We start from the raw sequence: 26,050 nt of genomic DNA, 5'->3' as shown, positions 1-26,050 counted from the left end.
AGAGTTGAGCAGCGATGCGCCTTCCCTCGTCCCCGGCCCGTTGGGCACTGTGTCTCCTGTCCGCTGCCGCGTTGAGCGCTTGTGGCGATACCGCCAAGCATTCCATCGAGGATGGGATGGGGCCCGATCCGGTGCTGCCCGATCCGGTCAAGCGCATGATCCCCACGGTGAAGGTCGCCGAGGTCAAGCGCTGGGCCGAAGGCGCCGCGCCGGTGCCGGCCGCCGGCCTGGCGGTGCAGGCCTTCGCCCGCGACCTGGACCATCCGCGCTGGCTGTACGTGCTGCCCAACGGCGACGTGCTGGTGGCCGAGACCGCCGCGCCGCCGGCGCCGGAAAAAGAGAGCAGCGGCCTGCGCGACAAGATCCAGGGCGCGATGATGGCCAAGGCCGGTTCCACCGTGCCCAGCGCCAACCGCATCACCTTGCTGCGCGACGCCGATGGCGACGGCGTGGCCGAGGTGCGCACGCAATTCCTCAAAGGGCTGTATTCGCCGTTCGGCATCGCCCTGGTCGGCGACCGCCTGTACGTCGCCAATGCCGACGCGCTGGTCAGTTTCCCGTACAAGGACGGCGACACCCAGATCAGCGCCGCGCCGAGCTTCGTCGCCAACCTGCCCGGCGGCATCAACCATCACTGGACCAAGAGCCTGTTGGCCAGCCGCGACGGCAACAAGCTCTACGTCGGTGTGGGCTCCAACAGCAATGTCGCCGAGAACGGCATGGATGCCGAACTCAATCGCGCCGCGATCCTGGAAGTGGATGCGCACAGCGGCGCCACACGGGTGTTCGCCAGCGGCCTGCGCAACCCGGTGGGCCTGGCCTGGCAGCCCGGCGCGGACACGCTGTGGGTGGTGGTCAACGAGCGCGACGAGATCGGCAGCGATCTGGTGCCTGATTACCTGACTTCGGTACGCGAAGGCGGCTTCTACGGCTGGCCGTACAGCTACTACGGCCAGCACGTGGACGAACGCGTGCAGCCGCAGAACGCGGAGATGGTGGCCAGCGCGATCAAGCCCGATTACGCGCTGGGCGCGCATACCGCCTCGTTGGGCCTGACCTTCTACGAAGGCGCGCTGCTGCCGCAGGCCTACCAGGGCGGCGCCTTCATCGGCCAGCACGGCTCCTGGAACCGCGATCCGCCGTCCGGCTACAAGGTGGTCTATGTGCCCTTCGCCAACGGCAAGCCCAGCGGCAAGGCGCAGGATGTGCTGACCGGCTTCCTCGATGCCGAAGGCAAGGCCCAGGGCCGCCCGGTCGGCGTGGCGGTGGACAAGCCCGGCGCGCTGCTGGTGGCCGACGACGTCGGCAACGTGATCTGGCGGGTGACGCCGAAGGCCGGGCCGTAATTGCGTGGTTGCGCCGCCCGGCTCTCGCAGAGCCTTGCGGCGCGACAGGCGGTCGCATCGCTGCGCCGCCGATCGCCGGTGTCTTCGTTGATGCCCAACTCAGGCGCTGGGTTGGATGTCCGAGTTCCGTGGGTTTGCCTAGCCTACATCTAGGCAGAAACGAGCTGCATCCGTAGGAAGCAGCTTCAAGTGGTCTCGCGAGCTACCGCGGCCTTGAAGGCCAATTCGCCACAACCGACTTGCCTTGGGGCAATTCGCCCTAGATCGAAATATTCATGTGGGAGCAACTTCGGCCGCGACGGGCTTATCGATAGCGCCCGTCGCGACCGAAGTCGCTCCCACAGTTGTCTACATCTGGATGGAAGGGTCAATTCAGGCGAAGCGCCGCGCTAACCGATCCGAAGGCCCCGCCTGCGCTCAATGCTCCACCGGCGCCGGTTCCACCCCGAAGCGGCGCGCGTAGCCGCGCTCGTTGAACACGCGCTCCACCTCGGTGTCGCCCAGTTCCGGCGCGGCATAGACCGCGTACACCACGCTGCCGTCGTCGCGCTCGCCGCGCTGGTGCAGGCGGTAGCGCGGGCGTCCGGTGCCTGTGTTTTCCGGATAGTGCAGCGGCGGTTGGCTGCCTTCCAGATCCACTTCGCTGTTGTCGACGACGCCACCGATGAACACTGCGCGCATATGCCACTCCATCCGTCCGGGTTGACCTGCAGCCTAGGCGCGGCGATGTTGCCATTGCATCAATGATGCGTTCACTTGGCGCAAAACCGGGCCGGCGCCGGGCAGCCGGTAGAATGCGCGCTCCCCGACCGATTCCGATCCCGATGCCGGCTCTGCAAGACGCTCCCCTCGATACCCTGTTCCTGCCCTTCGCCCAAGGCGCGCTGCGCTGGCCGGCCGGCAAGGTGCTGTTCCTGCGCGCCCGCGACGGCTGGGCGCTGCGCCAGCACGCGCAGCCGGCGCAACTGGTCTGCGAGCAGGGCTACCGCCCGTTCGCGACCGCCCTGGAGCAGGGCGGCTGGCAGGTCCGCGCCGAGGATGCCGACGACCACGACGACGCCGGCGGCTATGCGCTGGTGCTGGTGCTGCCGCCGCGCCAGCGCGACGAGGCGCGGGCGCTGCTGGCACGCGCGCTGGCGCTGGCCGCGCCGGGCGGGGTGGTGGTGGCCTGCCAGTCCAACAACGAGGGCGCCCGCTCGGGCGAGGACGACCTGCAGCAGCTGGCCGGCCTCGGCGGCAAGCTGACCAAGCACCACTGTCGCGTGTACTGGACCGTGCCGCTGCACGGCGGCCACGACGTGGCGCTGCAGCAGCGCTGGGCCAGGCTGGACGCGGCGCGGCCGATCCTGGACGGGCGTTTCCGCAGCCGCCCCGGCGTGTTCGCCTGGGACCGCATCGATCCTGCCTCGGCGCTGCTGGCCGAGCACCTGCCGGCCGACCTGGCCGGCCGTGGCGCCGATCTTGGCGCCGGCTATGGCTATCTGTCGGCGGAATTGCTGGCACGTTGCCCGAAGATCGCCGCGCTGGACCTGTTCGAAGCCGATGCGCGCGCGCTGGCGCTGGCGCGGTCGAACCTGGCGCAGGCGCCGGCCGCGGTGGAGATCGGCTACCACTGGCACGATGTGACCGCCGGGCTGCCGGCGCAGTACGACTTCATCGTCACCAATCCGCCGTTCCACGCGCCGGGGCGGATGGAGCGCCCGGACATCGGCCGCCGCTTCATCGCTGTGGCCGCGCAGGCGCTCAAGCCCGGCGGCAAGCTGTATCTGGTCGCGAACCGGCACCTGCCGTACGAGGCGGTGCTCGACGCCAGCTTCGGCGACACCAGCGTGATCGCCACCCGCGACGGCTTCAAGCTGATCCAGGCGGTGCGCGCCCGCGCCACGGTGCGCCGGTGAAGCTGGTCAAGCACCTGGCCAACTTGGGCTACGGCAGCCGCAAGCAGGTCACCCAGATGTTCCGCGAAGGCCTCATCACCGACGCCGACGGCGAGGTGCTGTACGCCGACGACCAGGTCGAGCATGCCGCGATCCGGGTCGATGGCGAGGCGCTGGACCCGCCGCCGGGGCTGATCCTGGCGCTGCACAAGCCGGTCGGCTACACCTGTTCGACCAAGGATCCGGGCCGCATCGTCTACGACCTGCTGCCGCCGCGCTTTCGCCTGCGCTCGCCGCTGTTGTCCACGGTCGGGCGGCTGGACCGCGACACCAGCGGCCTGTTGCTGATGACCGACGACGGCGCGCTGCTGCACCGCATCGTCTCGCCGAAATCGCAGCTGGCCAAGGTCTACGAAGCGACCCTGGCCGAGGACCTGCGCGGCGACGAGGCGGCGCAGTTCGCCAGCGGCACCCTGTTGCTGGACGGCGAGACCACGCCGCTGCTGCCGGTGGAGCTGGAAGTGCTCGGCCCGCGCCAGACGCGTATCACCCTGTACGAAGGCCGCTACCACCAGGCGCGGCGCATGTTCGCCGCGGTCGGCAACCACGTGGCGACCTTGCACCGCAGCCGCATCGGCGGCTTCGCCCTGGACGAGACCCTGCCTGCCGGGCAGTGGCGCGCGCTGGATGCGGCGGATCTGGGGCGGGTGTTGGGGGCCGGGATTCGGCATTAGGGATTGGGGATTGGGGATTGGTAAAAGCGCGGTCAGTGCGCTCTGGCGATCCTTGCCGCTACCAATCACGAATCCCCAATCACGAATCCCGGCTCTCGAACAGCTTTTTCCACCCGTCCAGCCCCAGCGTCTCCAACGTCTGCAGATTGCGCTCCACGATCACGTCCGCGTCCGGGAACGCGGCCACGGCGCGTTCGACGCTGTCCTCGCGCAGCAGGTGCAAGGTGGGGAAGGGCGCGCGGTTGGTGTAGTTGCCGATGTCGTCCGGCGCGGTGCCGGCGAACTGGTAGTGCGGATGGAAACTGGCCACCTGCAGGATGCCGTGCAAGTCCAGCGCTTCGACCGCGGCGTCGGCGTTGTCGAGGAAATCGTTGTAGTCCAGGAAATCGCCCAGCACCTGCGGATGCACGATCAGGGTGGTGTCGATCTGCTCGGCCGGCGTGTCGCGCAGCAACAGCAGTTCCTCGCTCAACTCTTCCAGCAGGGCCTCGGGCGTGGTCGCGTCGCTGAGCACGTAGCGGATCTGCTGCTTGACGTGCACCGCCTTGGCGAACGGGCACAGGTTCAGGCCGATCACCGCGCGTTCCAGCCACAGGCGGGTTGCGGCGATCGGGTCGGCGGTGGGGGCGAGGTCGTTCAAGGCGATTCCGGCGGGCGAGGGCGGGCGGCGATTGGGCGAAGCGGATGCGGCGGGTGTGCCGCCGCGCGCGGCTCAGTCGCGGAAATTCTCGAACTGCAGCGGCAGCTCGAAATCGCTCTTCTTCAGCAGCGCCATCACGTCCTGCAGGTCGTCGCGCTTCTTGCCGCTGATGCGCAGCTTGTCGCCGTTGATCTGCGCTTCGACCTTGAGCTTGGCGTCCTTGATCGTCGCGACGATCTTCTTGGCCAGCTTCTGCTCGATGCCCTGCTTGACCGTGACCTTCTGCCGCGCGCCGGCCAGGTTGGTTTCCACGTCGCCGAATTCCAGGCAACGCACGTCGATGCCGCGCGCGATCAGCCGCGCGCGCAGGATGTCGGTCATCTGCTTGACCTGGAAGTCGCTCGGCGCGGTCTGGTTGATGACCTGGTCGTCGAGCTCGAAGCTGGCCTCCACGCCCTTGAAGTCGAAGCGGGTCGACAGCTCGCGGTTCGCCTGGTCGATGGCATTGGTCAGTTCGTGCTTGTCGATTTCGGAGACGACGTCGAAGGAAGGCATGGCAGTTCCTCGGGAAAGACCCTATATCCTACCGATCTCGCCGCAGCGCCGCTGCCGTCGCGTTCGCGCCGCTGGGCGGCGCTGCCGATCGCGGCGATAATCCGCGCATGCCCACCTCCCGTTCCAACGCCGCGGCCGCCGCCTGGATGATCGCGGCGGTCGCCTGCTTCGCGCTGATGGATGCGGCGATGAAGCTGCTGACCGCGCACTATCCGGCGCTGCAGGTGGCCACGCTGCGCGGCGGCGCCTCGCTGCCGTTCGTGCTGCTGTGGGTGCTGGCCACCGCCGGCCCGCGTTCGATCCTGCCGGTGCGCTGGGGCCTGCATCTGCTGCGCGGCGTGCTCGGCATCGCGATGATCGGCTGCTTCGCCTGGGCGCTGCGCAGCCTGCCGCTGTCCACCGCCTACACGATCTACTTCGTCGCGCCGCTGCTGGTGACGGCGCTGTCGGTGCCGCTGCTGGGCGAACAGGTCGGCCCGCGGCGCTGGGCCGCGATCGGCATCGGCCTGGTCGGGGTGTTGGTGGTGCTGCGCCCGGGCGTGGGCGGCTTCGTGTCGTTGCCGGGGTTGATGGTGCTGCTGGCTGCCACCGCCTATGCGCTCGCGGCGGTGCTGGTCAGCCTGCTGGCGCGCACCGAGACGCCGCAGTCGCTGGTGGTCTGGTTCCTGCTGATCATGGCGCTCGGCGCCGGCGCGCTGGCGTGGCCGGCCTGGATCCCGCTGCGCCTGGCCGATGCCGGCTGGATCGCCACGCTCGGCCTGGCCGGTGCGCTGGGGCAGGTGGCCTTGACCCAGGCGTTCCGCCGCGGCGACGCCTCGTTGATCGCGCCGCTGGAGTACAGCGGCCTGATCTGGGTGATCCCGTGGGACTGGTTACTGTGGCGCAAGCTGCCCGACGCCTGGACCTGGCTGGGCGCGGCGATCATCGTCGCCAGCGGCCTGTACCTGCTGCATCGCGAGCGGGTCCGCGCCACCGTGCGTCCGCCGCCGCTGGCGCATCCCTAGGGGCCCCGCCGCGGCCTTCCGAGCGCAAGCGTTAGAATCGAATGGAATAACGTCTGCAGGCCTGGCCTGCTAGGCTTTGCGCCCCCTTCGCTGCCGGCCCCGCGCGGTGATCCAGTTCGAGCACCTGCACAAGTCCTACCCCGTCGCCGGCCAGTCGGTCGTGGCTTTGCATCCGCTCGACCTGGAAATCCGGGCCGGCGAGGTGTTCGGCATCATCGGCCACTCCGGCGCCGGCAAGTCGACCCTGATCCGGCTGATCAACCGGCTCGAGGAGCCCAGCGGCGGACGCCTGCTGATCGACGGCGAGGACGTCACCGCGCTGGACCGTGCCGGGCTGCGCACGCTGCGCCGGCGCATCGGCATGATCTTCCAGCACTTCAACCTGCTGTCCTCGCGCAGCGTGGCCGGCAACGTCGCCTTCCCGCTGGAACTGGCCGGCACCCCGCGCGCGCAGATCGATGCGCGGGTGGCCGAGCTGCTGGCCCGGGTCGGCCTGGCCGAGCACGCCAACAAGTATCCGGCGCAGCTGTCGGGCGGGCAGAAGCAGCGCGTCGGCATCGCCCGCGCGCTGGCCACCGGGCCGCAGATCCTGCTGTGCGACGAGGCCACCAGCGCGTTGGATCCGCAGACCACCGCCTCGGTGCTGAGCCTGCTGGCGCAGATCAATCGCGAGCTGGGCCTGACCATCGTGCTGATCACCCACGAGATGGAAGTGATCCGCCGCGTCTGCGATCGCGTGGCGGTGCTCGACGCCGGGCATCTGGTCGAGAGCGGGCCGGTGACCGAAGTGTTCCTGCATCCGCGCCATCCGACCACGCGCCGCTTCGTGTCCGAGGCCGAGCATGTGGACGAGGGCGAACTGCATCGCGACTTCACCGCGGTGGCCGGGCGCATCCTGCGCCTGACCTTCCTCGGCGGCGACACCTACGCCCCGCTGCTCGGGCGCATCGCGCGCGAGACCGCGGTGGACTACAACATCCTGTCCGGGCGCATCGACCGGATCAAGGACACCCCGTATGGCCAGCTGACCGTGGCCCTGGTCGGCGGCGATCTGGACGCGGCGCAGGCCGGGTTCGTCGCCGCCGGCGTGCATGTCGAGGAGCTGCGCCGATGATTCCGTTCGCCACCGCCGCCAGCGGCTTCTTCCGCAATCTCGATGCCGGCAAATGGGCCGAGATCGGCCGCGCCACGCTGGACACGCTGCTGATGCTCGGCGGCTCGCTGCCGCTGACCCTGCTGATCGGCCTGCCGCTGGGCGTGCTGCTGTTCCTGACCGGGCCGCGCCAGACCCACCAGCGGCCGGTGCTGTATGGCGCGCTGGCGCTGGCGATCAACGTGCTGCGCTCGGTGCCCTTCATCATCCTGATGATCGCGATGATCCCGCTGACGCTGTGGGCGATGGGCACCTCGCTGGGCGTGCGCGGCGCGATCCTGCCGCTGGTGGTGGGCGCGGCGCCGTTCTACGCGCGGCTGGTGGAGACGGCGCTGCGCGAAGTGGACCGCGGCGTGGTCGAGGCCAGCCTGGCGATGGGCGCGACCACCTGGCAACTGGTGACGCGGGTGCTGCTGCCGGAGGCGCGGCCGGGGCTGATCGCCGGCGCCACGGTGACCACTATCGCGCTGATCGGCTTCACCGCGATGGGAGGCGCGATCGGCTCCGGCGGACTGGGCGACCTGGCCTATCGCGACGGCTACCAGCGCTCGCACGCCGACGTGGCGCTGATCACCGTGGTGGTGCTGCTGTTGCTGGTGCAGGGGCTGCAGATGCTCGGCGATCGGCTGGTCGCGCATTACAGCCGGCGCTGAGCGCGCAGTGCCTTGCATCGCTCTTCTGTAGGAGCGGCTTCAGCCGCGACCGCTCTACCGGTAAATCCCGGTCGCGGCTGAAGCCGCTCCTACAGGAGGGCCGCCGCGGGCCTTTCGCCGCACGTATCGGCCGGGTCTGCTAGCTTGCCCGCATGGCGGCCTGGCCGCTCTTCTTCCCCACGTTTCCGGATTCCTGCCCATGACCAAACTCCCGCTTCGTCTGCTGCTTGGCGCCGCCGTGCTCGCCCTGACCGCCTGCGGCAAGTCCACGCCCGCGACCGACACCGCGCGGCTCAGCGTCGCCGCCACCGCGGTGCCGCATGCGGAGATCCTCGAAGTGGTAAAGCCGATGTTGGAGAAAGAGGGCCTGACCCTGGACGTGCGCGTGTTCAACGACTACGTGCAGCCCAACGACCAGGTGGTGCAGAAGCAGATCGACGTGAACTACTTCCAGACCGAGCCGTACCTGGATGCCTACAACCGCGATCGCAAGAGCGACCTGGTCACCGTGATCGGCGTGCACATCGAGCCGTTCGGCGCCTATTCGCGCCGCTTCAAGTCGCTGGCCGAGCTGCCGCAGGGCGCCGACGTGGTGATCCCCAACGATCCCAGCAACAACAGCCGCGCGCTGATCCTGCTCGACAAGGCCGGGATCATCAAGCTCAAGGATCCGGGCAATGCACTGTCCACCCAGCGCGACATCGTCGCCAACCCGAAGCAGCTGAAATTCCGCGAACTGGATTCGGCGATGCTGCCGCGCGTGCTGGACCAGGTCGATCTGGCGCTGATCAATACCAACTACGCGCTCGACGCCGGGCTCAATCCCACCCGCGACGCGCTGGCGATCGAGAGCAAGGACTCGCCGTACGTGAACTTCCTGGTCGCGCGCGCCGACAACAAGGACGATCCGCGCGTGCAGAAGCTGGCCAAGGCGCTGACCAGCCCCGAGGTCAAGGCCTTCATCGAGCGCAAGTACCAGGGCGCCGTACTGCCGGCGTTCTGAGCGGAGCGCGCGCATGCCGTTGCTGCTGGCCATTCCCCTGGCGATCGTGATCGCGCTGGCGGTGACCGCGGTGCTGTTGCCGTTGTCGCTGCTGCAGCGCTTCCGCTACGGCACCTCGCGGCGCCAGGCGCGGGCGTGGCTGGCCAGCGTGCAGTTCTGGTCGGCGCTGGTGTCGAGCCTCGTGTTGCTGGGCTTCGCGCTGATCGCCACGCACTGGTGGCCCGATGCGGCGACGTATGCCTGCATCGGCTGGGTAGCGGGCCTGGCGCTGGGCGCGCTGGGCATCTGGCTGAGCCGGTTCGAACCGCTGCCGCAGGGCCTGTACTACACGCCGAACCTGTGGCTGGTGCTGGGCTTGACGCTGCTGGTGGTGGCGCGGATCGGCGCCGGCCTGCTGCAGGGCTGGCGCAGCATGAGCGAGGGCGCGGCGTGGCCGGCGCAGGGCTGGATGAGCCACGCCAGCCTGCTCGGCGCCGCGGCGTTGTTGCTCGGGTACGCGTGCGCGTATGCGTGGCTGTTGCGGCGCCGCGTGCGCCACTTCGATCGCTATCGCGGCTACGACCGCTCGCCGCGCTGAGCGCCAAGCGGCGACACAAAAACAAACGGGCCCGAAGGCCCGTTTGCATGTGACGCGGTGCAGGCGTGCTTAGAAGCGCGCGCCGACGCCGAAGCTGACCAGCCACGGATCCAGCTTCAGATCCTGGCCGGTGCCGCTGCCGGCGACCTGCACTTCCGGACGCGAATGCATGTAGCGGGCATCGGCGCGGGCGAACCAGGTCGAGTTGATGTTCATGTCCACGCCGACGGTGCCGATCGCACCCTTGGCGGTGTCCAGGCCGACGTGCTGGCCGCTGGCCGACAGGCCGTCGATCTTCTCGTTGCTGAAGTTGGACTCGTAGTAACCGACGCCGACGAACGGACGGAACACGTTGTCCGCCTGGCCGAAGTGGTACTGGCCGCTCAGCGCGATCGGCTGCTGCTCGACGGTGCCGACCTTGCCCACGCCGCTGGCGCTGACGCGGTGGTTGAACTTGTCGGCGGCGCCCCACAGCTCGACGGCCCAGTTGTCGTTGATCAGCCAGCTGGCGCTGATGGTCGGCGCCGGGCCGCCGTCGACGTCGAGGCCGTTGGCCGGCTTGGAATGGGGGTCGAGCAGGGTCGCGCTGCCGACGACGGCAAAGCGCTTGCCGGATGCGGTGTCGCCGTCCTGCGCAAATGCGGCAGGCGCGAACGCAAGGGCGGAAACGACAGCCAGGCTCAGGATTTGAATGGACCGCATGGGAATCTCCTCAATCTTTTTTTTGTGGGGCCACAGGAGTGGGCGCGCACACCGTATCGATGAGAAGATGAATCGACGCCGACCTCGGTCGGATGGATGCAGGCATCGTTCAGACACCGGCGTTGGATGCTTGAAATAACGAGGTTTTAAGACTTGCCGATGTTTACCCAGATGCGTGCGGCGTGACGATGCAGGACGTGTTGCACGGCTTGCCTGCGCAGATTCGCGACGATTGCCGGGTGCTGATTCTCGGCTCCATGCCCGGCGCGATGTCGTTGCAGCACGCGCGCTACTACGCGCATCCGCGCAATCGCTTGTGGCCATTGCTTGGCGCGCTGTGCGGCTTCGATCCACAACTGGACTACGCCGCGCGGTTGCAGGCGATGCAGGCCTGCGGCGTTGGGCTGTGGGACGTGATCGGCCAGTGCCGGCGCAGCGGCAGCCTGGACACGGCGATCGTGCGCGGCAGCGAAGTGCCCAATCCCTTGCCGGCGCGCATCGCGCAATTGCCGCAGCTGCGCGCGATCGCCTGCAATGGCGCCGCAGCGGCGCAGGCGTTCGCGCGTTTCGTGCAGCCGCAGCTGGCGCCGCGCGTACCGCCGCTGGCGGTGCTGGCGCTGCCTTCGACCAGTCCGGCCAACGCCGCGTTTTCGCTGTCGCGGCTGCAGCAGGCGTGGGCGCCGCTGCAGGATTGGCTCATGCCGCCGCCTGCAGCGCCAGCGCAGCGCTGATCAGCGCCGTGCCCGCAGTCTCGGCGCGCGCAGCCGCAGCCACAGCGTCTGCACCAGCAGCACCGCGGCCAGCGCCAGCGCCACCCAGGCCGCGCTGCGCGCACCGTCCAGGCCGCTGCCGGCCTGCTTGACGTAGACCGCGGCCAGCGCCCACAGCGCCGCGGCGACATAGGCCAGATTGCCGCGCATCGCCCGGTTCAGGCCGAGCAGCAGCGCCGCGGCCAGCGCGAACAGCAGCAGGCTCCACGGCAGCATGTGTTCGGTGGATAGCCAGCGGTAGGCGACGATCACCTGCGCGGTGTTGAGGAAGGCGGCCAGCGACAGCCAGCCGGCGTGCAGCGACAGCGGCAGCCAGGCCCACAGCGCCTGCCACGGCTCGGCGCGCGGATCGCGCGACAGGCGCAGCGCGGCCAGCGCCAGGCACGCCAACGCCGCCCAGATCACCGCCAGCGCCAGCAGGAAATGCTGCTGCGAGAACACCGGCATCCACAGCGCGGTCAGGCCGAAGCCCAGTGCCGCCGGCAGCCGCACCTGCGCCAGCGCGCTGTCGCGCCGGCGCCGCGGCGACAGCTGCCACAGGCCGAAGGCCAGGTCGAGCAGGAAGATCGGGCCCCAGATCGCGAACGCGTAGCCGGCGGCGACGACCAGGGTGGGGTAGCGGTCGGAGATCGCGCCATTGGTCGGGCCGAACGCACCACGCTGCGCGAACCAGGCGACCAGCGGCATCGCCAGCGACATCAACAGCACGAACGCACGCATGGCGGCACTCCGATCAGGGTGCGGCGCATCCTAGGCGCGCGCCCGTGAAGGCGGTGCGGCGCTTGCCGCGGCGATGACGCCGGGACAATGCGCAGGCGTACAGTCCGCCGCGAACGCCGCAGACCGGCGCTTCTCGGCGCCGCCGCGCGGCCGCTGTAGGTTTTTTTGCCCGGCAAAGGTTGGCGCTGCGGCTGCGGGCCGCCACAATAGGGGTTTCCCCCTCATTAGTTGCCGGAGTTGCCCGCATGGCCGAAATCAAGGAAGCACTTGTCCCCGATATCGGTGACTACAGCGACGTCCCGGTAATCGAAGTGCTGGTGGCGGTCGGCGACACGGTGAAGAAGGACCAGAGCCTGGTCACCCTGGAGTCGGACAAGGCGACGATGGAAGTGCCGTCGCCGTTCGCCGGCGTGGTCAAGGAGCTGAAGGTCAAACTCGGCGACAGCCTGTCCGAGGGCAAGCTGGTGGCCTTGATCGAAGTGGCCGAGGACGGCGCCAGCACCGCCGCAGCTGCTCCGGCAGCGGCCAAGGCCGCGCCCGCGCCGGCCAAGCAGGAACCGGCCCAGCCGGCGCCGGCCGCGCAGCAGGCGACCAAGCCGGCGGCGGCTGCGGGCGGCGGCGGCATCGTCGAGGCGCGCGTGCCGGATATCGGCGACTACAGCGACGTGCCGGTGATCGAAGTGCTGGTCGCGGTCGGCGACACCGTGGCCAAGGACCAGAGCCTGGTGACCCTGGAATCGGACAAGGCAACGATGGAAGTGCCTTCGTCGGTGGCCGGCGTGGTCAAGGAACTGAAGGTCAAGGTCGGTGACAGCCTGTCCGAGGGCAAGGTCGTGGCGCTGATCGAAGTCGCCGGCGCCAGCGCCGATGCGCCGGCGGCAGGCGCGATCCAGGCCACCGCCGAGACCGGTGGCGGGGTGGAGCCGGTGCCAGCCTCGGCCGCGCCGGACAAGCTCGCGCAGCGCGAGATCGCCCAGGTGCAGGGTTCGGCGCCGGCCAAGGCGGGCGCCTCGGCGCCGTCGGCCGGCACCCCGAGCAGCCCGCCGGTGGAGTTCAACGCCGACAGCGTGCTGCCGCAGAAGGTGCCCTACGCCAGCCCGGCGGTGCGCGTGTTCGCCCGCGAACTGGGCGTGGATCTGTTCCAGGTCAGCGGCACCGAACACGGCGGCCGCATCACCAAGGACGACGTGCAGCGCTACGTCAAGGCCGCGCTGGCTGGCGGCGTGCCGGCCGCAGCGGCTGGCGGCGCATCGTCGGCCGGCGCATCGTCGGCCGGCGGCGGCAACGGCCTGAACCTGCTGCCGTGGCCGAAGGTCGATTTCGCCAAGTTCGGCGAGGTCGAGGTCAAGCCGCTGTCGCGGATCAAGAAGATCTCCGGCGCCAACCTGGCGCGCAACTGGGCGATGATCCCGCACGTCACCCAGTTCGAGCAGGCCGACATCACCGACCTGGAAGCCTTGCGCGTGGCGCTCAACAAGGAGAACGAGAAGGCTGGCATCAAGCTGACCATGCTCGCCTTCCTGCTCAAGGCCAGCGCCGCGGCGCTCAAGCAGTTCCCCGACTTCAACGCCTCGCTGGATGCGGCCGGCGAGAACCTGACCCTGAAGAAATACTTCCACATCGGCTTCGCCGCCGACACCCCGAACGGGCTGGTGGTGCCGGTGATCCGCGACGTGGACAAGAAGGGCGTGGTCGAACTGGCGCGCGAGAGCGGCGAGCTGGCCAAGAAGGCGCGCGACGGCAAGCTCGGTCCGGCCGAGATGAGCGGCGGCTGCTTCTCGATCAGCTCGCTCGGCGGCATCGGCGGCACCGCGTTCACGCCGATCGTCAATGCGCCGGAAGTGGCGATCCTGGGCGTGTCCAAGTCGGCGATCCAGCCGGTGTGGAACGGCAAGGAATTCGCGCCCAAGCTGATGCTGCCGCTGTCGCTGAGCTACGACCACCGGGTCATCGACGGCGCCGCGGCGGCGCGCTTCACCACCTACCTGAGCCAGGTGCTGGCGGACATGCGCCGCGTGCTGCTGTAAGTCCTGCCGCAACGGCGCCGCGCCCGGCGCGGCCCGTGTTTCCCCCACCTGCGTGCGCCGCGTCCATCGCGGCGCCGCCGTAAAACTGCAATCGCCCGCCGGCGCGCCGGCCGGGCCACAGGAGAAGCTGCATGGCGGTCATTGAGGTCAAGGTCCCGGATATCGGCGACTACAGCGAGGTTCCGGTCATCGAAGTGCTGGTCGCCGTCGGCGACACGGTGAAGAAGGATCAGGGCCTGCTGACCCTGGAGTCGGACAAGGCCACGCTGGAAGTGCCGTCGGCGGCGGCCGGCGTGATCAAGGAATTGAAGGTCAAGCTCGGCGACGTCCTGTCCGAGGGCGCGGTGATCGCGCTGCTGGAAACCGAGGACGCCGGCGCCGCGCCGGCCGCTGCGCCCGCGGCGGCCAAAGCCGAGGCGCCGGCCAGCAAGCCGCCGGTGGCGCCGTCGCACCGCGCCCCGGCCGAGCCGCCGGCGCCCAAGCCGGCGCTGGCCAGCGGCAAGCCGGCCGACATCGAATGCAAGATGGTGGTGCTCGGCGCCGGCCCCGGCGGCTACACCGCCGCGTTCCGCGCCGCCGACCTGGGCCTGGACACGGTGCTGATCGAGCGCTACGCCAGCCTCGGCGGCGTCTGCCTCAACGTTGGCTGCATCCCGTCCAAGGCGCTGCTGCACGCTGCCGCGGTGATCGACGAGGTGGCCCATGCCGGCGACTTCGGCGTGACCTTCAGCGCGCCCAAGATCGCCCTGGACAAGCTGCGCGCGTACAAGGAAAACGTGGTCGGCAAGCTCACCGGCGGCCTGGCCAGCATGGCCAAGCAGCGCAAGGTGCGCACCGTCACCGGCGTGGCGTCGTTCGTGTCGCCCAACGAGCTGGAAATCGTCGGCGCCGACGGCAAGACCCAACTGCTGCGTTTCGAGCACTGCATCATCGCCGCCGGGTCGCAGGCGGTGAAGCTGCCGAACTTCCCGTGGTACGACAAGCGGGTGATGGACTCCACCGACGCGCTGGAACTGCAGGAGATCCCCAAGACCCTGCTGGTGGTCGGTGGCGGCATCATCGGCCTGGAAATGGCCACCGTGTACAGCGCGCTGGGCAGCAAGGTCACCGTGGTCGAGTTCATGGACCAGCTGATGCCGGGCGCCGACAAGGACCTGGTCAAGCCGCTGGCCGATCGCCTGAAGAAGCAGGGCGTGGAGGTCTACCTGAAGACCAAGGCCACCGAGGTCAAGGCCGACAAGAAGGGCATCACCGTGTCCTTCGAGGCCGCGGCCGCGGGCGAGCAGCCGGCGCTGGGCGCGACCAGCTACGACCGCGTGCTGGTCGCGGTGGGCCGCTCGCCGAACGGCAAGAAGATCGGCGCGGAGAAGGCCGGCGTCAACGTCACCGAGCGCGGCTTCATCCCGGTCGATCGGCAGATGCGCAGCAACGTGCCGCACATCTTCGCCATCGGCGACATCGTCGGCAACCCGATGCTGGCCCACAAGGCCACGCACGAGGGCAAGCTCGCCGCCGAAGTGGCCGCCGGCGAGAAGAAGGAGTGGGTGGCGCGGGTGATTCCGTCGGTGGCCTACACCAACCCGGAGATCGCCTGGGTCGGTGTCACCGAGACCGAGGCCAAGGCCAAGGGCCTGAAGGTCGGCGTGGCCAAGTTCCCGTGGGCGGCCAGCGGCCGCGCCATCGGCATCGGCCGCACCGAGGGCTTCACCAAGCTGATCTTCGACGAGGAAACGCACCGGATCATCGGCGGCGCCATTGTCGGCGTGCATGCCGGCGACCTGCTGGCCGAGATCGGCCTGGCGATCGAGATGGGCGCGGAGGCCGAGGACATCGGCCACACCATCCACGCCCACCCGACCCTGAGCGAGTCGGTCGGCATGGCCGCCGAGGTCTACGACGGCACCATCACCGACCTGTACATCCCGAAGAAGAAGTAAACCGCCTCGCGCCTGGCGATGCCGACGACGCCCCGCCGCTGCGGGGCGTCGTCGTGTCTGCGCTGCGGCGATTGTGGAGAAGCCGATGCGCGAAATGCCGCTGTGCCCCGAACTGCAGGCGTTGCTGGACCGCGAACTTGGCCAGGGCAACCGCATGCAGGAACCGCCACACTGCAGCGACTGGCCCGAGCCTGGCTCGGTGTTCGTGGCCTTGCGGCACGATCTGCGCAGCGTCATGGGCGATCTGCCCGCGGCGGTGCGCCACACGGTATGCCGCGATCCGCACTACGGCTGGCACGACGAGTGCTATTGCGAACTGCACAAGCACTTGTTGGTCGCGGGCGCCACCAAGCTGCCGTGACGGGGGCTGCGGCGCGGCGACCCGGTCGATCTGCCTGGGCGGCGCACCTGCGCTGGCACGTAGCGACGCGCTCGCTGCGGACGCAAGAAGGCCCGCGCATGGCGGGCCTTCTCGGGGTGCAACGGAGGTCGCGCGATCAGAACGCGAAGGTCACGCCGGCCACCGGGCCCTTGAACTCCTGCTTCAGGCCGACGTTGGTCAGCGAGGCGGAGTTGGAGTCGGTCTCGCGGTCCACGTCCAGCTTGAACCAGTCGTAGCCGGCGAAGATGCCGAAGTTCCGGGTGAAGCGGTACTCGACGATCGCATTGGCGCGGCTCAGGTCGCCGTCGTACTTGCCGAAATCGCCCCACTTGGTGTTGACGTACTGGCCCTGCGCGCTGAACAGCCAGTGCTCGTTCGGCTGTGCGGTGAAGCGCACGCCGACCACCGGCGCGGCGCCGTCTTCGCTCTCGTCGATGAAGGTGCCCGAATACAGGTCGCCCAGGTCGGCGTAGGCATTGGCCTGCACCTTGGCCCATTCGGCGCCGATCTGCAGGCCGAGGCTGAACTGCGGGGTGTCGATGACCGAGTAGTCGTACACCAGGCTGGCGACCTGGTACTTCAGCTCGCCCTTGACGAAGCTGCCGGCCGGCACGGTGGCGCCGTCGTAGCTGAGGTCCTCGCCCAGTTCCTCGCGGCGGTCCTTGTCGTACTTGAAGTAGTCGAAGATCAGGCGCTGGCGGGTGCTGATGCGGAACATGCCGTCCACGCGCGGCTCCCATTCCTTGCCGCCGAAGTCGAAGTCCTGCGAGCCTGAGATTTCGTTGCCGGCAATGGTGGTGTTGCCACGCAGGGTGTTGTCGTTGTCCACGTTCATCGCGCCGAGACGGATGGTGAAGCGGTCGTCGGTGTCTTCGGCGTGGGCGGGGAGGGCGTAGGCGGCGGCGAGCGCGCACGGCAACGCAAGGGCGAGCAAATGTTTCATAGGGGGCGAAGCTCCGTCATCTGGGGATGGATGCGCCGATGGCGAGCGCCACCGCGTGCCGCAACTATCCTTAAAACCATGTCCACCATCCGTGAAGGTATGGAGGTGCATCGGTCACAGAATCGCAGGCAAAAAGAAGAGCCCCGGTCGCCCGGGGCTCCATGGGTCCGCGCTGCAAATCGACGAGGATGGGCGCAGTCCCTGCAGGATCGGACCGGGGACGGGATGAAAAGTTCCCACGCAAATCCCTGTTGCGATGCATCAATGCGGGCCGCGGCGCGGGTCCGCGACGTGCTATCGTTGGCGGCTTGGCTCGATCGGGGGACGGCCGCGACCTTTGGCGGTTGTCTCGCAAATTGTCCCATTGCTATAATTCCACGGCTCGACGGACGCGAAGACGTCCTCAACCCACCACCAACTGCAGGATTTTCTGTGCTGAACTCCGTTGATGCGGGTCGGCGGCTGATGCTGCGCGCAGCGATTTACCCGCTGGTGGCGGTGGCCGTGGTTTCCCTGGCGTTCCTGCTGGTGGGGCCGAAGTACGCCATGGGCGCTGCCGCAACCGGGCTGGCGACGGTGGCGGGAGGATGGCTGGCGGCACGCACCGCGTTGAGCGGCGGCGTGCAGGCGGCAGGTGCGGCGATGGCGCGGTTGATCGTGGCCATGGTGCTGAAGTGGGTGTTGGTGTTCGCGGTACTGGCGCTGGGCTTTGCCTGGTGGCGGCTGCCTCCTCTGGCCCTGTTGGCGGGTATCGCCGTCGGGCTGATGTTCCAGGTTCTGGCTCTGGCCAGACGTTGATCGAATCACGATAAAGGCTCAGGACTCATGGCGGGCGAGGAAGCAACCCCTACCTCCTACATCCAGCACCACCTGCAGAACCTCACCTTCCAGGTGCAGGAAGGCGGGTTCTGGCAGGTGCACGTCGACACCCTGGTGATGTCGGTGCTGTCCGGCCTGTTGATGGTGTTCGGCTTCTGGATCGCCACGCGCAAGGCCACCGCCGGCGTGCCGGGCAAGTGGCAGGCGTTCGTGGAGATCCTGCTGGAGTTCGTCGACCGCCAGGCCAAGGACACCTACCACGGCACCAGCAAGCTGGTGACCCCGATCGCGATCACCCTGTTCTTCTGGATCCTGATGATGAACCTCATCAAGATGATCCCGGCGGACTTCATCGCGATCCCGCTAGCCTTGGCCGGCATTCACTACTGGAAGCCGGTGCCCACCGCCGACGTCAACGCCACCCTGGGCATGTCGATCAGCGTGTTCTTCCTGATGATCTTCTTCTCGCTGCGCTCCAAGGGCGTGGGCGGGATGACCAAGGAATTCCTGACCGCCCCGTTCGGCAAGTGGATGCTGCCGTTCAACCTGATCCTCAATATCGTCGAGTGGGTGAGCAAGCCGATCTCGCTGGCGATGCGACTGTTCGGCAACATGTTCGGCGGCGAGATCGTGTTCCTGCTGATCTGGGTGCTGGGCGGTGCCGGCATCTTCGGCGCCCTGGCCGGCGGCGCGTTCGGCTTCGGCTGGATGCTGTTCCACCTGCTGGTGATCCCGCTGCAGGCTTTCATCTTCATGATGCTGTCCATCGTGTATCTGAGCCTGGCGGAAGACAGCCACTGACGTTTCTGCTTCACGCGTTTTACGCAACCCTTCGTTCGATTCACCATCCTCAAGCAACTTTGTTCTCGGAGAAAACCATGTACTTCGCCGTCCTGACCAACCTCGCCCAAGTCCAGAGCTCCACCGTCCTCGCCGTCGGCATCATGATCGGCCTGGCCGCGCTGGGTGCCGGCCTCGGTCTGGCCATCATGGCCGGCAAGTTCCTGGAGTCGGCCGCGCGCCAGCCGGAACTGATCCCGGTGCTGCAGGTGCGCATGTTCATCACCGCCGGCCTGATCGACGCCGCGTTCATCATCAGCGTCGCGGTCGGCCTGCTGTTCGCGTTCGCCAACCCGATGATCGGCGAGTTCGTGTCGCGCCTGCCGCAGGGCGGTTGATCCAGTAGCACCGGCGGACGGCCGCAGCGATGCGGCCGCCCCGCTGCGGATGAAGGTTCGGACGCGCCCGCCGCGATGGCGGTGCGTCCACCCCGTCACTTTGGCTGAGCGTACCCAATGAATATCGGTCTCACCCTCTTTGCCCAGGCGCTGGCGTTTGCCGGTCTGATCTGGATCGTCGCGACCAAGATCTGGCCGCCGCTGATGAAGGCCATCGAAGAGCGCCAACAGAAGATCGCCGAAGGCCTCGCCGCCGCCGATCGCAGCCAGAAGGATCTGGCGCAGGCGCAGGAAAAGGTCAACGAAGCGCTGAAGGACGCACGCGTCAAGGCCAACGAAATCATCGACCAGGCCCACGCGCGCGCCAACCAGATCGTCGAAGCGGCCAAGAACGAGGCGATCGCCGAGGCCAACCGGCAGAAGGATCTGGCCCAGGCCGAGATCGACGCCGCGGCCAACCGTGCGCGCGAAGAACTGCGTCGCCAGGTGTCGCTGCTGGCGGTGAGCGGTGCGGAAAGGCTGCTCAAGCGCGAAATCGACGCCACCGCCCACAAGGCGCTGCTCGACGAGCTGGCGGCGGAGATCTGAGATGAGCCAGGCCCTCACACTGGCGCGTCCGTATGCCCGCGCCGCGTTCGCCGCGGCCAGCGATGCCGGCAAGCTCGCGCCCTGGTCGCAGGCCTTGGCGTTCTCCGCCCAGGTCGCCGCCGATCCGCGCGTGGCGGCGTTGCTGCACAACCCGCAGCTGCAGCGCGAGCAGGCGGTGGCGCTGTTGGCGCCGCAGGTGGCAGACGAGCAGTACGCGCGCTTCCTGAGCCTGCTGGCCGAAGGGCAGCGGTTGCCGCTGCTGCCCGAGATCGCCGGGCTGTACGATCAGCTGCGTGCTGAGGCCGAATGCGTGGTCAAGGCCAACGTGACCTCGGCCACCCAACTGAGCGACGCGGAGGTGGCCTCGTTGAAGGTGGCGCTGAAGCAGCGCTTCGGCCGCGAGGTCGAGATCACCACGGCGGTGGACGCTTCGCTGATCGGCGGCGCGGTGATCGATGCCGGCGACGTGGTCATCGACGGTTCGCTGAAAGGCAAGCTGTCGCGCCTGCAATCCGCACTGGCCCACTAAGAAGCGGGAATGGCGAATAGAGAAAAGAGAACCCGGCCCGGCGGCGACGCCACCAGCGATTCCCGATTCCCCATTCCCGATTCTCAAAGAAGCTAACCAAAAGTCGCCATCCGCCTTCGCGCGGTGGACGATCCGAAGGAAACCAAGATGGCAACCACGCTCAACCCCTCCGAAATCAGCGAACTGATCAAGAACCGCATCGAGCAGGTCAAGCTGACTGCGGAGTCGCGCAACGAAGGCACGGTCACCAGCGTGTCCGACGGCATCGTGCGCATCTTCGGCCTGGCCGACGTGATGCAGGGCGAGATGATCGAACTGCCGAACGAGACCTACGCCCTGGCGCTGAACCTGGAGCGCGACTCGGTCGGCGCCGTGGTGCTCGGCGACTACGAGAACCTGCGCGAAGGCGACGTGGCCAAGACCACCGGCCGCATCCTGGAAGTGCCGGTGGGCAAGGAACTGCTCGGCCGCGTGGTCAACGCGCTGGGCGAGCCGATCGACGGCAAGGGCCCGCTGGGCACCTCGCAGACCGCGCCGGTGGAGCGCGTGGCGCCGGGCGTGATCTGGCGCAAGTCGGTCGACCAGCCGGTGCAGACCGGCTACAAGTCGGTCGACGCGATGATCCCGATCGGCCGCGGCCAGCGCGAGCTGGTCATCGGCGACCGCCAGACCGGCAAGACCGCGCTGGCGATCGATGCGGTGATCAACCAGAAGACCACCGGCATCAAGTGCGTGTACGTGGCGATCGGGCAGAAGGCCTCGACCGTCGCCAACATCGTGCGCAAGCTGGAAGAGAACGGCGCGCTGGCGCATACCATCGTGGTCGCCGCGACCGCCTCCGAATCGGCCGCGATGCAGTACATCAGCGCCTACGCCGGCTGCACCATGGGCGAGTACTTCATGGACCGCGGCGAAGACGCGCTGATCGTGTACGACGATCTGTCCAAGCAGGCCGTGGCCTACCGCCAGATCTCGCTGCTGCTGAAGCGTCCGCCGGGCCGCGAAGCGTATCCGGGCGACGTGTTCTACCTGCACAGCCGCCTGCTGGAGCGCGCCGCGCGCGTGTCCGAGGACTACGTGGAGAAGTTCACCAACGGCGAAGTGAAGGGCAAGACCGGTTCGCTGACCGCGCTGCCGATCATCGAGACCCAGGCCGGCGACGTGTCCGCGTTCGTGCCGACCAACGTGATCTCGATCACCGACGGCCAGATCTTCCTGGAAACCGACCTGTTCAACGCCGGCATCCGTCCGGCGGTGAACGCCGGCATCTCGGTGTCGCGCGTCGGCGGCGCCGCGCAGACCAAGATCATCAAGAAGCTCTCCGGCGGCATCCGCATCTCGCTGGCGCAGTACCGTGAGCTGGCGGCGTTCGCGCAGTTTGCCTCGGACCTGGACGAAGCCACCCGCAAGCAGCTCGAGCGCGGCCAGCGCGTCACCGAACTGATGAAGCAGAAGCAGTACCTGCCGATGTCGATCGCCAACCAGGCGCTGTCGATCTACGCGGTCAACGAAGGCTTCCTGGACGACGTGCCGGTCAACAAGATCGGCGCGTTCGAAGAAGGCCTGCACGCGCACTTCGCCAACACCGCCGGCGAGCTGATCGCCAAGGTCAACGACAGCGGCGACTGGAACGGCGAGATCGAAGCGGCGTTCAAGAAGGGCATCGGCGAGTTCAAGACCACGGGCAGCTGGTAAAGAGCCGGGATTCGGGATTGGGCATTCGGGATTCGCAAGAGCGGTGGTTCAGGGGGCTTGGTCGATCCCCGAGCATCGTTCCGGATCTCCAGATTCAGGTATTTTGGGTTGTAGGTGAGGTGAGTTTGGGAGCTTTAGCTAATCCCCAATCCCCAATCCCGAATCCCACGAGCGGAGCGAGCGAGTAATGGCAGGCGGACGCGAAATCAAAACCAAGATCAAGAGCGTGCAGAACACCCGCAAGGTGACGCGCGCGCTCGAGATGGTCTCGGCCTCCAAGATCCGCAAGGCGCAGGATCGGATGAAGACCTCGCGCCCGTACGCGCAGGCGATGAAGCAGGTGATCGGGCATCTGGCGCAGGCCAGCACCGACTACACGCATCCGTTCCTGGTGCAGCGCGACGAGGTCAAGCGTGTCGGCTACATCGTGATCTCCTCCGATCGCGGCCTGGCCGGTGGCCTCAACAACAACCTGTTCCGCAAGATGCTGGGCGAAGTGCGCCAGTGGCAGGACAAGGGCGCCGGCATCGACGTGGTCACCATCGGCCAGAAGGCTTCGGTGTTCTTCCGCCGGCTCAAGGTCGAGATGGTCGGCAGCGTCAGCCACCTAGGCGACGTGCCGCAGCTGGAGCAGCTGATCGGCGTGATCAAGGTGATGCTGGATGCGTTCACCGAGGGCAAGGTCGACCGCGTCTACCTGGTCTACAACCGCTTCGTGAACACGATGACGCAGAAGGCCAGCTTCGACCAGCTGCTGCCGCTGCCGGCGGCGGAGAACCAGGTCGCGCACCACGACTGGGACTACCTGTACGAACCCGATGCCGCGACCGTGCTGGAGCACGTGATGACGCGCTACATCGAGTCGCTGGTGTACCAGGCGGTGCTGGAGAACGTGGCCTCCGAACATGCCGCGCGCATGGTCGCGATGAAGGCGGCCAGCGACAACGCCAACAAGCTGATCAGCACCTTGCAGCTGATTTACAACAAGGCGCGGCAGGCGGCGATTACCCAGGAAATTTCCGAGATCGTCGGCGGCGCGGCGGCCGTCTAAGTGCCGGGATTCGGGATTGGAGAATCGGGATTGGCAAGAGCTGCGAAGCGCGCTTTTACGAATCCCGAATCCCAAATCCCGAATCACGAAATCCATGGGATGGCGCAGGCCATCCGCACAGAACTAAAGCTAACCGGAGCAGCAAAATGAGTCAGGGCAAGATCGTTCAGATCATCGGCGCGGTCGTCGACGTCGAATTCGCGCGTGCCGATGTGCCGAAGATTTACGACGCACTGAAGGTCGAAGGCACGGCCATCACGCTGGAAGTGCAGCAGCAGCTCGGCGACGGCATCGTGCGCACCATCGCGCTCGGTTCCACCGACGGCCTCAAGCGCAACCTGCTGGCGACCAATACCGGCCGCGCGATCTCGGTGCCGGTCGGCCCGGGCACGCTGGGCCGGATCATGGACGTGCTGGGCCGCCCGATCGACGAGGCCGGCGACGTGCAGGCCACCGACCATTGGGAAATCCACCGCGCCGCGCCGAGCTACGAAGACCAGTCCTCGGCCACCGAGCTGCTGGAAACCGGCATCAAGGTCATCGACCTGATGTGCCCGTTCGCCAAGGGCGGCAAGGTCGGCCTGTTCGGCGGCGCCGGCGTCGGCAAGACCGTCAACATGATGGAACTGATCAACAACATCGCCAAGGCGCACTCGGGTCTGTCCGTGTTCGCCGGCGTGGGCGAGCGTACCCGCGAGGGCAACGACTTCTACCACGAGATGAAGGACTCCAACGTCCTGGACAAGGTCGCGATGGTGTACGGCCAGATGAACGAGCCGCCGGGCAACCGCCTGCGCGTCGCGCTGACCGGCCTGACCATGGCCGAGTACTTCCGCGACGAGAAGGACGAGAACGGCAAGGGCAAGGACGTGCTGCTGTTCGTCGACAACATCTACCGCTACACCCTGGCCGGTACCGAAGTGTCGGCGCTGCTGGGCCGCATGCCGTCGGCGGTGGGTTACCAGCCGACCCTGGCCGAGGAAATGGGCGTGCTGCAGGAGCGCATCACCTCGACCAAGACCGGCTCGATCACCTCGATCCAGGCCGTGTACGTGCCCGCGGACGATTACACCGACCCGTCGCCGGCGACCACCTTCGCCCACCTCGACTCGACCGTCGCGCTGTCGCGCAGCATCGCTTCGCTGGGTATCTACCCGGCGGTGGATCCGCTGGATTCGACCTCGCGCATGATGGATCCGAACGTGATCGGCCACGAGCACTACGACACCGCGCGCCGCGTGCAGATGACCCTGCAGAAGTACAAGGAACTGAAGGACATCATCGCGATCCTGGGCATGGACGAGCTGTCCGAAGAGGACAAGCAGTCGGTGTCGCGCGCGCGCAAGATCGAGCGCTTTTTCAGCCAGCCGTTCCACGTGGCCGAAGTGTTCACCGGCTCGCCGGGCAAGTACGTGTCGCTGAAGGACACCATCCGCGGCTTCAAGGGCATCGTCGAAGGCGAGTACGACCACCTGCCGGAGCAGGCGTTCTACATGGTCGGCAGCATCGAAGAAGCGGTCGAGAAGGCCAAGAAGATGGCCGAGAAGGCGTAACAGCCGGGATTCGGCATTCGGGATTAGGGATACGCAAGGCGGCATCGAGGGCGAGGGATTCGGAGTGAAGGCAAGGCGGCGTGACCGCTTTGGCCAATCCCGAATCCCCAATCCCCAATCCCGCCTCGCGCCAGCGAGGTAACCATGAGCACCATCCGTTGCGACATCGTCAGCGCCGAGCACGAGATCTACCACGGTGAAGCGACCCTGGTGGTCGCCACCGGCGAGCTGGGCGAGCTGGGCATCGCGCCCAAGCACGCGCCGCTGATCACCCGGCTCAAGCCCGGCAAGGTGGTGGTCACCACCGCCAGCGGCGAGCAGCTGGATTTCGCCATTTCCGGCGGCATCCTCGAGGTGCAGCCGCAGGTGGTGACCATTCTGGCCGACACCGCGATCCGCGCGCAGGACATCGACGAGGCGTCGGTTCGCAAGGCCAAGGAAGAAGCCGAGCGCATGCTCGCCAACCGCGGCGACGGCATCGATGTGGCCGAGGCGCAGGCCAAGCTGGCGGAAGTCACCGCGCAGCTGCAGGCGCTGGAACGCCTGCGCAAGAACCTCAAGCACTGAGCCTCGCTGCGCGCGCCGCCTGGCGCAGGCATGCGACGAAGACGCCGGCAACTGCCGGCGTTTTTCGTTTGTGCGGTGCGGTTCGCCGATTGCCGCGCGGCGCCGTTATGCAGCGGCGAAGAGCGCAGCTGGCGCAGCGCGCGTATGCCGGCATCGTCGCGCAACAGTGACATGGCGCACGGCGCAGGCTTTATCGCCGCTGACTCGATTGCACGCGCGCGTCGCAACCGCGGCGTGCTGCAACGAAATCGTCCAACGGCTTGTGCAAGATGGCGGCCCGATCTGCGGACTCCTTCCCCCACGCAGACGGTTTTTCAGGAGAGACCCGATGACCGCTTCCGCTGCTGCCACACTTCCGCGCGTGCTGAGCGCACTGCTGGCCGGTACCGCCATGCTGGGCTGCGCGATGCCCGCGCGCAGCGCCACGCCGCTGGAGCCGCTGCTCGACCGCATCGTCGAACGCAACGCGATCGGCGACCAGGTCGCGCTGAGCAAGTGGGACAGCGGCAAGCCGGTACTGGACGCCACCCGCGAGGCCGCGGTGCTGGCCAGCGTGCGCGAACAGGCGCCGGCGCACGGCGTGGATGCGGACGATGCGGCGCGCTTCTTCGGCATGCAGATCGAGTCCAACAAGCTGGTGCAATACCAGTTGCTGGAGCGCTGGCGGCTGCGCGGCCGCGCGCCGGACCAGCCGCGTCCGGACCTGGCCGCATTGCGCGCGCGCCTGGACCAGTTGCAGGGCGAGATGCTGGACGCCCTGCAGGCCAATGCCGCGACCCGGCAGGCGCCGGATTGCCCGGCGGCGACCGCGCGCGCGGCCGAGGCCTATGCGCTGCGCTGGCAACTGGACCAGGTCCATCGCACCGCGCTGGTGCGCAGCCTGGGCGATTTCTGCCACTGAGCGGTGCGCGTCGCAATCAGATTGCGCGCAGATGCGGTCGCAATTCGGTCAATTCTGTAGGAGCGGCTTCAGCCGCGACGGGCTTTCCCGATAGGGCCTGTCGCGGCTGAAGCCGCTCCTACAGGGGTCTGTGCATGTTGAAGCCA

General features: G+C 67.8%; 28 protein-coding genes. 22 read left to right on the top strand and 6 right to left on the bottom strand.

Translation table 11 applies throughout. The features are described 5' to 3' along the window. Nucleotides 1–14 precede the first annotated feature (14 nt). Nucleotides 15–1,346, top strand: coding sequence for a PQQ-dependent sugar dehydrogenase (locus HEP74_RS18375; RefSeq protein ID WP_185814082.1), 1,332 nt, complete (start codon nt 15–17; stop codon nt 1,344–1,346). 417 nt (nt 1,347–1,763) lie between these two features. Here the strand turns inward: HEP74_RS18375 and HEP74_RS18370 are convergent, their stop codons facing one another. Beyond that, nucleotides 1,764–2,027, bottom strand: coding sequence for a hypothetical protein (locus tag HEP74_RS18370; protein WP_184413239.1), 264 nt, complete (start codon nt 2,025–2,027; stop codon nt 1,764–1,766). A gap of 143 nt (nt 2,028–2,170) precedes the next feature. On the opposite strand from HEP74_RS18370, the gene HEP74_RS18365 reads away from it, so the two are divergent. Both HEP74_RS18365 and HEP74_RS18360 read left to right on the top strand, forming a co-directional pair. Continuing rightward, entirely contained in the window at nt 2,171–3,244 is a 1,074-nt protein-coding gene (locus HEP74_RS18365) for a class I SAM-dependent methyltransferase (RefSeq protein ID WP_185814081.1), read from the top strand. Continuing rightward, the gene (locus tag HEP74_RS18360; RefSeq protein WP_185814080.1) at nt 3,241–3,957 is read left to right on the top strand and encodes a pseudouridine synthase; all 717 of its coding nucleotides are present in this window, start codon (nt 3,241–3,243) and stop codon (nt 3,955–3,957) included. The genes HEP74_RS18365 and HEP74_RS18360 overlap by 4 nt, the downstream gene beginning before the upstream one ends. Before the next feature lie 79 nt (nt 3,958–4,036). Here the strand turns inward: HEP74_RS18360 and HEP74_RS18355 are convergent, their stop codons facing one another. Both HEP74_RS18355 and HEP74_RS18350 read right to left on the bottom strand, forming a co-directional pair. Next, nucleotides 4,037–4,597: a DUF1415 domain-containing protein gene (locus tag HEP74_RS18355; RefSeq protein WP_185814079.1), complete on the bottom strand. Its 561-nt coding sequence runs from the start codon at nt 4,595–4,597 to the stop codon at nt 4,037–4,039. 72 nt (nt 4,598–4,669) lie between these two features. Continuing rightward, entirely contained in the window at nt 4,670–5,152 is a 483-nt protein-coding gene (locus tag HEP74_RS18350) for a YajQ family cyclic di-GMP-binding protein (RefSeq protein ID WP_185814078.1), read from the bottom strand. Between the two features lie 107 nt (nt 5,153–5,259). Between HEP74_RS18350 and HEP74_RS18345 the strand changes: the two genes are divergently transcribed. From HEP74_RS18345 to HEP74_RS18325, 5 genes are all read left to right on the top strand, one after another. Further along, nucleotides 5,260–6,156 carry a DMT family transporter gene (locus HEP74_RS18345; RefSeq protein WP_185814077.1) on the top strand — a complete coding sequence of 299 codons (897 nt, stop codon included), beginning with the start codon at nt 5,260–5,262 and terminating at the stop codon, nt 6,154–6,156. Between the two features lie 106 nt (nt 6,157–6,262). Then, nucleotides 6,263–7,270, top strand: coding sequence for a methionine ABC transporter ATP-binding protein (locus HEP74_RS18340; protein WP_185814076.1), 1,008 nt, complete (start codon nt 6,263–6,265; stop codon nt 7,268–7,270). After that, a complete protein-coding gene (locus HEP74_RS18335) occupies nt 7,267–7,962 on the top strand; it encodes a methionine ABC transporter permease (protein WP_185814075.1) in 696 nt (231 codons plus the stop codon). Before HEP74_RS18340 ends, HEP74_RS18335 begins: the two co-directional genes overlap by 4 nt. A 199-nt stretch (nt 7,963–8,161) precedes the next feature. Continuing rightward, the gene (locus HEP74_RS18330) at nt 8,162–8,965 is read left to right on the top strand and encodes a MetQ/NlpA family ABC transporter substrate-binding protein (RefSeq protein WP_185814074.1); all 804 of its coding nucleotides are present in this window, start codon (nt 8,162–8,164) and stop codon (nt 8,963–8,965) included. 13 nt (nt 8,966–8,978) lie between these two features. Then, a complete protein-coding gene (locus HEP74_RS18325) occupies nt 8,979–9,542 on the top strand; it encodes a CcdC protein domain-containing protein (RefSeq protein ID WP_185814073.1) in 564 nt (187 codons plus the stop codon). Between the two features lie 69 nt (nt 9,543–9,611). On the opposite strand, the gene HEP74_RS18320 is transcribed toward HEP74_RS18325, so the two are convergent. Continuing rightward, on the bottom strand, nt 9,612–10,244 hold the full coding sequence (locus HEP74_RS18320; protein ID WP_179568786.1) for an OmpW/AlkL family protein: 633 nt from the start codon (nt 10,242–10,244) through the stop codon (nt 9,612–9,614). 188 nt (nt 10,245–10,432) lie between these two features. Here HEP74_RS18320 and HEP74_RS18315 point away from each other — a divergent pair, with 188 nt between their 5' ends. Beyond that, nucleotides 10,433–10,975: a DNA-deoxyinosine glycosylase gene (locus HEP74_RS18315; RefSeq protein WP_185816699.1), complete on the top strand. Its 543-nt coding sequence runs from the start codon at nt 10,433–10,435 to the stop codon at nt 10,973–10,975. Here the strand turns inward: HEP74_RS18315 and HEP74_RS18310 are convergent, their stop codons facing one another. Then, a complete protein-coding gene (locus tag HEP74_RS18310) occupies nt 10,976–11,734 on the bottom strand; it encodes a TspO-related membrane protein (protein ID WP_185814072.1) in 759 nt (252 codons plus the stop codon). It abuts the gene before it with no gap. A gap of 245 nt (nt 11,735–11,979) precedes the next feature. Between HEP74_RS18310 and aceF the strand changes: the two genes are divergently transcribed. The 3 genes from aceF to HEP74_RS18295 all read left to right on the top strand — a co-directional run bounded on the left by aceF (nt 11,980) and on the right by HEP74_RS18295 (nt 16,059). After that, complete coding sequence (gene aceF, locus HEP74_RS18305) at nt 11,980–13,761, top strand: dihydrolipoyllysine-residue acetyltransferase (protein WP_185814071.1); 1,782 nt, start codon at nt 11,980–11,982, stop codon at nt 13,759–13,761. Between the two features lie 131 nt (nt 13,762–13,892). Then, nucleotides 13,893–15,698, top strand: a complete 1,806-nt coding sequence (lpdA, locus tag HEP74_RS18300) for a dihydrolipoyl dehydrogenase (protein WP_185814070.1) — start codon at nt 13,893–13,895, stop codon at nt 15,696–15,698. Nucleotides 15,699–15,783: 85 nt separating this feature from the next. Then, the gene (locus tag HEP74_RS18295; RefSeq protein ID WP_185814069.1) at nt 15,784–16,059 is read left to right on the top strand and encodes a hypothetical protein; all 276 of its coding nucleotides are present in this window, start codon (nt 15,784–15,786) and stop codon (nt 16,057–16,059) included. 136 nt (nt 16,060–16,195) lie between these two features. Here HEP74_RS18295 and HEP74_RS18290 read toward each other — a convergent pair whose 3' ends face one another. After that, nucleotides 16,196–17,023 carry a porin family protein gene (locus HEP74_RS18290; RefSeq protein ID WP_185814068.1) on the bottom strand — a complete coding sequence of 276 codons (828 nt, stop codon included), beginning with the start codon at nt 17,021–17,023 and terminating at the stop codon, nt 16,196–16,198. Between the two features lie 432 nt (nt 17,024–17,455). Between HEP74_RS18290 and HEP74_RS18285 the strand changes: the two genes are divergently transcribed. The 10 genes from HEP74_RS18285 to HEP74_RS18240 all read left to right on the top strand — a co-directional run bounded on the left by HEP74_RS18285 (nt 17,456) and on the right by HEP74_RS18240 (nt 25,904). Next, nucleotides 17,456–17,821 carry an ATP synthase subunit I gene (locus tag HEP74_RS18285; RefSeq protein WP_185814067.1) on the top strand — a complete coding sequence of 122 codons (366 nt, stop codon included), beginning with the start codon at nt 17,456–17,458 and terminating at the stop codon, nt 17,819–17,821. Nucleotides 17,822–17,848: 27 nt separating this feature from the next. Further along, entirely contained in the window at nt 17,849–18,643 is a 795-nt protein-coding gene (gene atpB / locus HEP74_RS18280) for a F0F1 ATP synthase subunit A (RefSeq protein WP_185814066.1), read from the top strand. Between the two features lie 77 nt (nt 18,644–18,720). Next, nucleotides 18,721–19,020 carry a F0F1 ATP synthase subunit C gene (gene atpE, locus HEP74_RS18275; RefSeq protein ID WP_046978353.1) on the top strand — a complete coding sequence of 100 codons (300 nt, stop codon included), beginning with the start codon at nt 18,721–18,723 and terminating at the stop codon, nt 19,018–19,020. Nucleotides 19,021–19,137: 117 nt separating this feature from the next. Next, a complete protein-coding gene (locus HEP74_RS18270; RefSeq protein WP_185814065.1) occupies nt 19,138–19,608 on the top strand; it encodes a F0F1 ATP synthase subunit B in 471 nt (156 codons plus the stop codon). A gap of 1 nt (nt 19,609) precedes the next feature. After that, complete coding sequence (locus tag HEP74_RS18265; RefSeq protein WP_179568768.1) at nt 19,610–20,137, top strand: F0F1 ATP synthase subunit delta; 528 nt, start codon at nt 19,610–19,612, stop codon at nt 20,135–20,137. 147 nt (nt 20,138–20,284) lie between these two features. Continuing rightward, entirely contained in the window at nt 20,285–21,832 is a 1,548-nt protein-coding gene (atpA, locus tag HEP74_RS18260; RefSeq protein WP_179568766.1) for a F0F1 ATP synthase subunit alpha, read from the top strand. Nucleotides 21,833–22,019: 187 nt separating this feature from the next. Next, nucleotides 22,020–22,883, top strand: coding sequence for a F0F1 ATP synthase subunit gamma (gene atpG / locus HEP74_RS18255; RefSeq protein WP_185814064.1), 864 nt, complete (start codon nt 22,020–22,022; stop codon nt 22,881–22,883). A gap of 146 nt (nt 22,884–23,029) precedes the next feature. Continuing rightward, nucleotides 23,030–24,436, top strand: a complete 1,407-nt coding sequence (gene atpD / locus HEP74_RS18250; RefSeq protein ID WP_179568762.1) for a F0F1 ATP synthase subunit beta — start codon at nt 23,030–23,032, stop codon at nt 24,434–24,436. A 144-nt stretch (nt 24,437–24,580) separates the two neighbouring features. Next, nucleotides 24,581–25,003 (top strand): F0F1 ATP synthase subunit epsilon, encoded by a 423-nt coding sequence (locus HEP74_RS18245; protein WP_145705148.1) that lies wholly within the window; start codon nt 24,581–24,583, stop codon nt 25,001–25,003. A gap of 328 nt (nt 25,004–25,331) precedes the next feature. Beyond that, nucleotides 25,332–25,904: a chorismate mutase gene (locus HEP74_RS18240; protein WP_185814063.1), complete on the top strand. Its 573-nt coding sequence runs from the start codon at nt 25,332–25,334 to the stop codon at nt 25,902–25,904. Nucleotides 25,905–26,050: the final 146 nt, after the last annotated feature.

It is taken from the genome of Xanthomonas sp. SS (genome assembly GCF_014236835.1).
Lineage (GTDB): Bacteria > Pseudomonadota > Gammaproteobacteria > Xanthomonadales > Xanthomonadaceae > Xanthomonas_A.
Note: the sequence above shows the minus strand (reverse complement) of the source record. Positions and strands in the feature narration are given on the sequence as shown.

Excerpts from the sequence above, each read along its gene's own strand:
- HEP74_RS18375 (WP_185814082.1), top strand. The coding sequence starts at position 15 with ATGCGCCTTCCCTCGTCCCCGGCCCGTTGGGCACTGTGTCTCCTGTCC.
- HEP74_RS18370 (WP_184413239.1), bottom strand. The coding sequence starts at position 2,027 with ATGCGCGCAGTGTTCATCGGTGGCGTCGTCGACAACAGCGAAGTGGAT.
- HEP74_RS18365 (WP_185814081.1), top strand. The coding sequence starts at position 2,171 with ATGCCGGCTCTGCAAGACGCTCCCCTCGATACCCTGTTCCTGCCCTTC.
- HEP74_RS18350 (WP_185814078.1), bottom strand. The coding sequence starts at position 5,152 with ATGCCTTCCTTCGACGTCGTCTCCGAAATCGACAAGCACGAACTGACC.
- HEP74_RS18345 (WP_185814077.1), top strand. The coding sequence starts at position 5,260 with ATGCCCACCTCCCGTTCCAACGCCGCGGCCGCCGCCTGGATGATCGCG.
- HEP74_RS18335 (WP_185814075.1), top strand. The coding sequence starts at position 7,267 with ATGATTCCGTTCGCCACCGCCGCCAGCGGCTTCTTCCGCAATCTCGAT.
- HEP74_RS18330 (WP_185814074.1), top strand. The coding sequence starts at position 8,162 with ATGACCAAACTCCCGCTTCGTCTGCTGCTTGGCGCCGCCGTGCTCGCC.
- HEP74_RS18325 (WP_185814073.1), top strand. The coding sequence starts at position 8,979 with ATGCCGTTGCTGCTGGCCATTCCCCTGGCGATCGTGATCGCGCTGGCG.
- HEP74_RS18320 (WP_179568786.1), bottom strand. The coding sequence starts at position 10,244 with ATGCGGTCCATTCAAATCCTGAGCCTGGCTGTCGTTTCCGCCCTTGCG.
- HEP74_RS18315 (WP_185816699.1), top strand. The coding sequence starts at position 10,433 with ATGCAGGACGTGTTGCACGGCTTGCCTGCGCAGATTCGCGACGATTGC.
- HEP74_RS18310 (WP_185814072.1), bottom strand. The coding sequence starts at position 11,734 with ATGCGTGCGTTCGTGCTGTTGATGTCGCTGGCGATGCCGCTGGTCGCC.
- aceF (WP_185814071.1), top strand. The coding sequence starts at position 11,980 with ATGGCCGAAATCAAGGAAGCACTTGTCCCCGATATCGGTGACTACAGC.
- lpdA (WP_185814070.1), top strand. The coding sequence starts at position 13,893 with ATGGCGGTCATTGAGGTCAAGGTCCCGGATATCGGCGACTACAGCGAG.
- HEP74_RS18295 (WP_185814069.1), top strand. The coding sequence starts at position 15,784 with ATGCGCGAAATGCCGCTGTGCCCCGAACTGCAGGCGTTGCTGGACCGC.
- HEP74_RS18290 (WP_185814068.1), bottom strand. The coding sequence starts at position 17,023 with ATGAAACATTTGCTCGCCCTTGCGTTGCCGTGCGCGCTCGCCGCCGCC.
- atpB (WP_185814066.1), top strand. The coding sequence starts at position 17,849 with ATGGCGGGCGAGGAAGCAACCCCTACCTCCTACATCCAGCACCACCTG.
- atpE (WP_046978353.1), top strand. The coding sequence starts at position 18,721 with ATGTACTTCGCCGTCCTGACCAACCTCGCCCAAGTCCAGAGCTCCACC.
- HEP74_RS18270 (WP_185814065.1), top strand. The coding sequence starts at position 19,138 with ATGAATATCGGTCTCACCCTCTTTGCCCAGGCGCTGGCGTTTGCCGGT.
- HEP74_RS18265 (WP_179568768.1), top strand. The coding sequence starts at position 19,610 with ATGAGCCAGGCCCTCACACTGGCGCGTCCGTATGCCCGCGCCGCGTTC.
- atpA (WP_179568766.1), top strand. The coding sequence starts at position 20,285 with ATGGCAACCACGCTCAACCCCTCCGAAATCAGCGAACTGATCAAGAAC.
- atpG (WP_185814064.1), top strand. The coding sequence starts at position 22,020 with ATGGCAGGCGGACGCGAAATCAAAACCAAGATCAAGAGCGTGCAGAAC.
- atpD (WP_179568762.1), top strand. The coding sequence starts at position 23,030 with ATGAGTCAGGGCAAGATCGTTCAGATCATCGGCGCGGTCGTCGACGTC.
- HEP74_RS18245 (WP_145705148.1), top strand. The coding sequence starts at position 24,581 with ATGAGCACCATCCGTTGCGACATCGTCAGCGCCGAGCACGAGATCTAC.
- HEP74_RS18240 (WP_185814063.1), top strand. The coding sequence starts at position 25,332 with ATGACCGCTTCCGCTGCTGCCACACTTCCGCGCGTGCTGAGCGCACTG.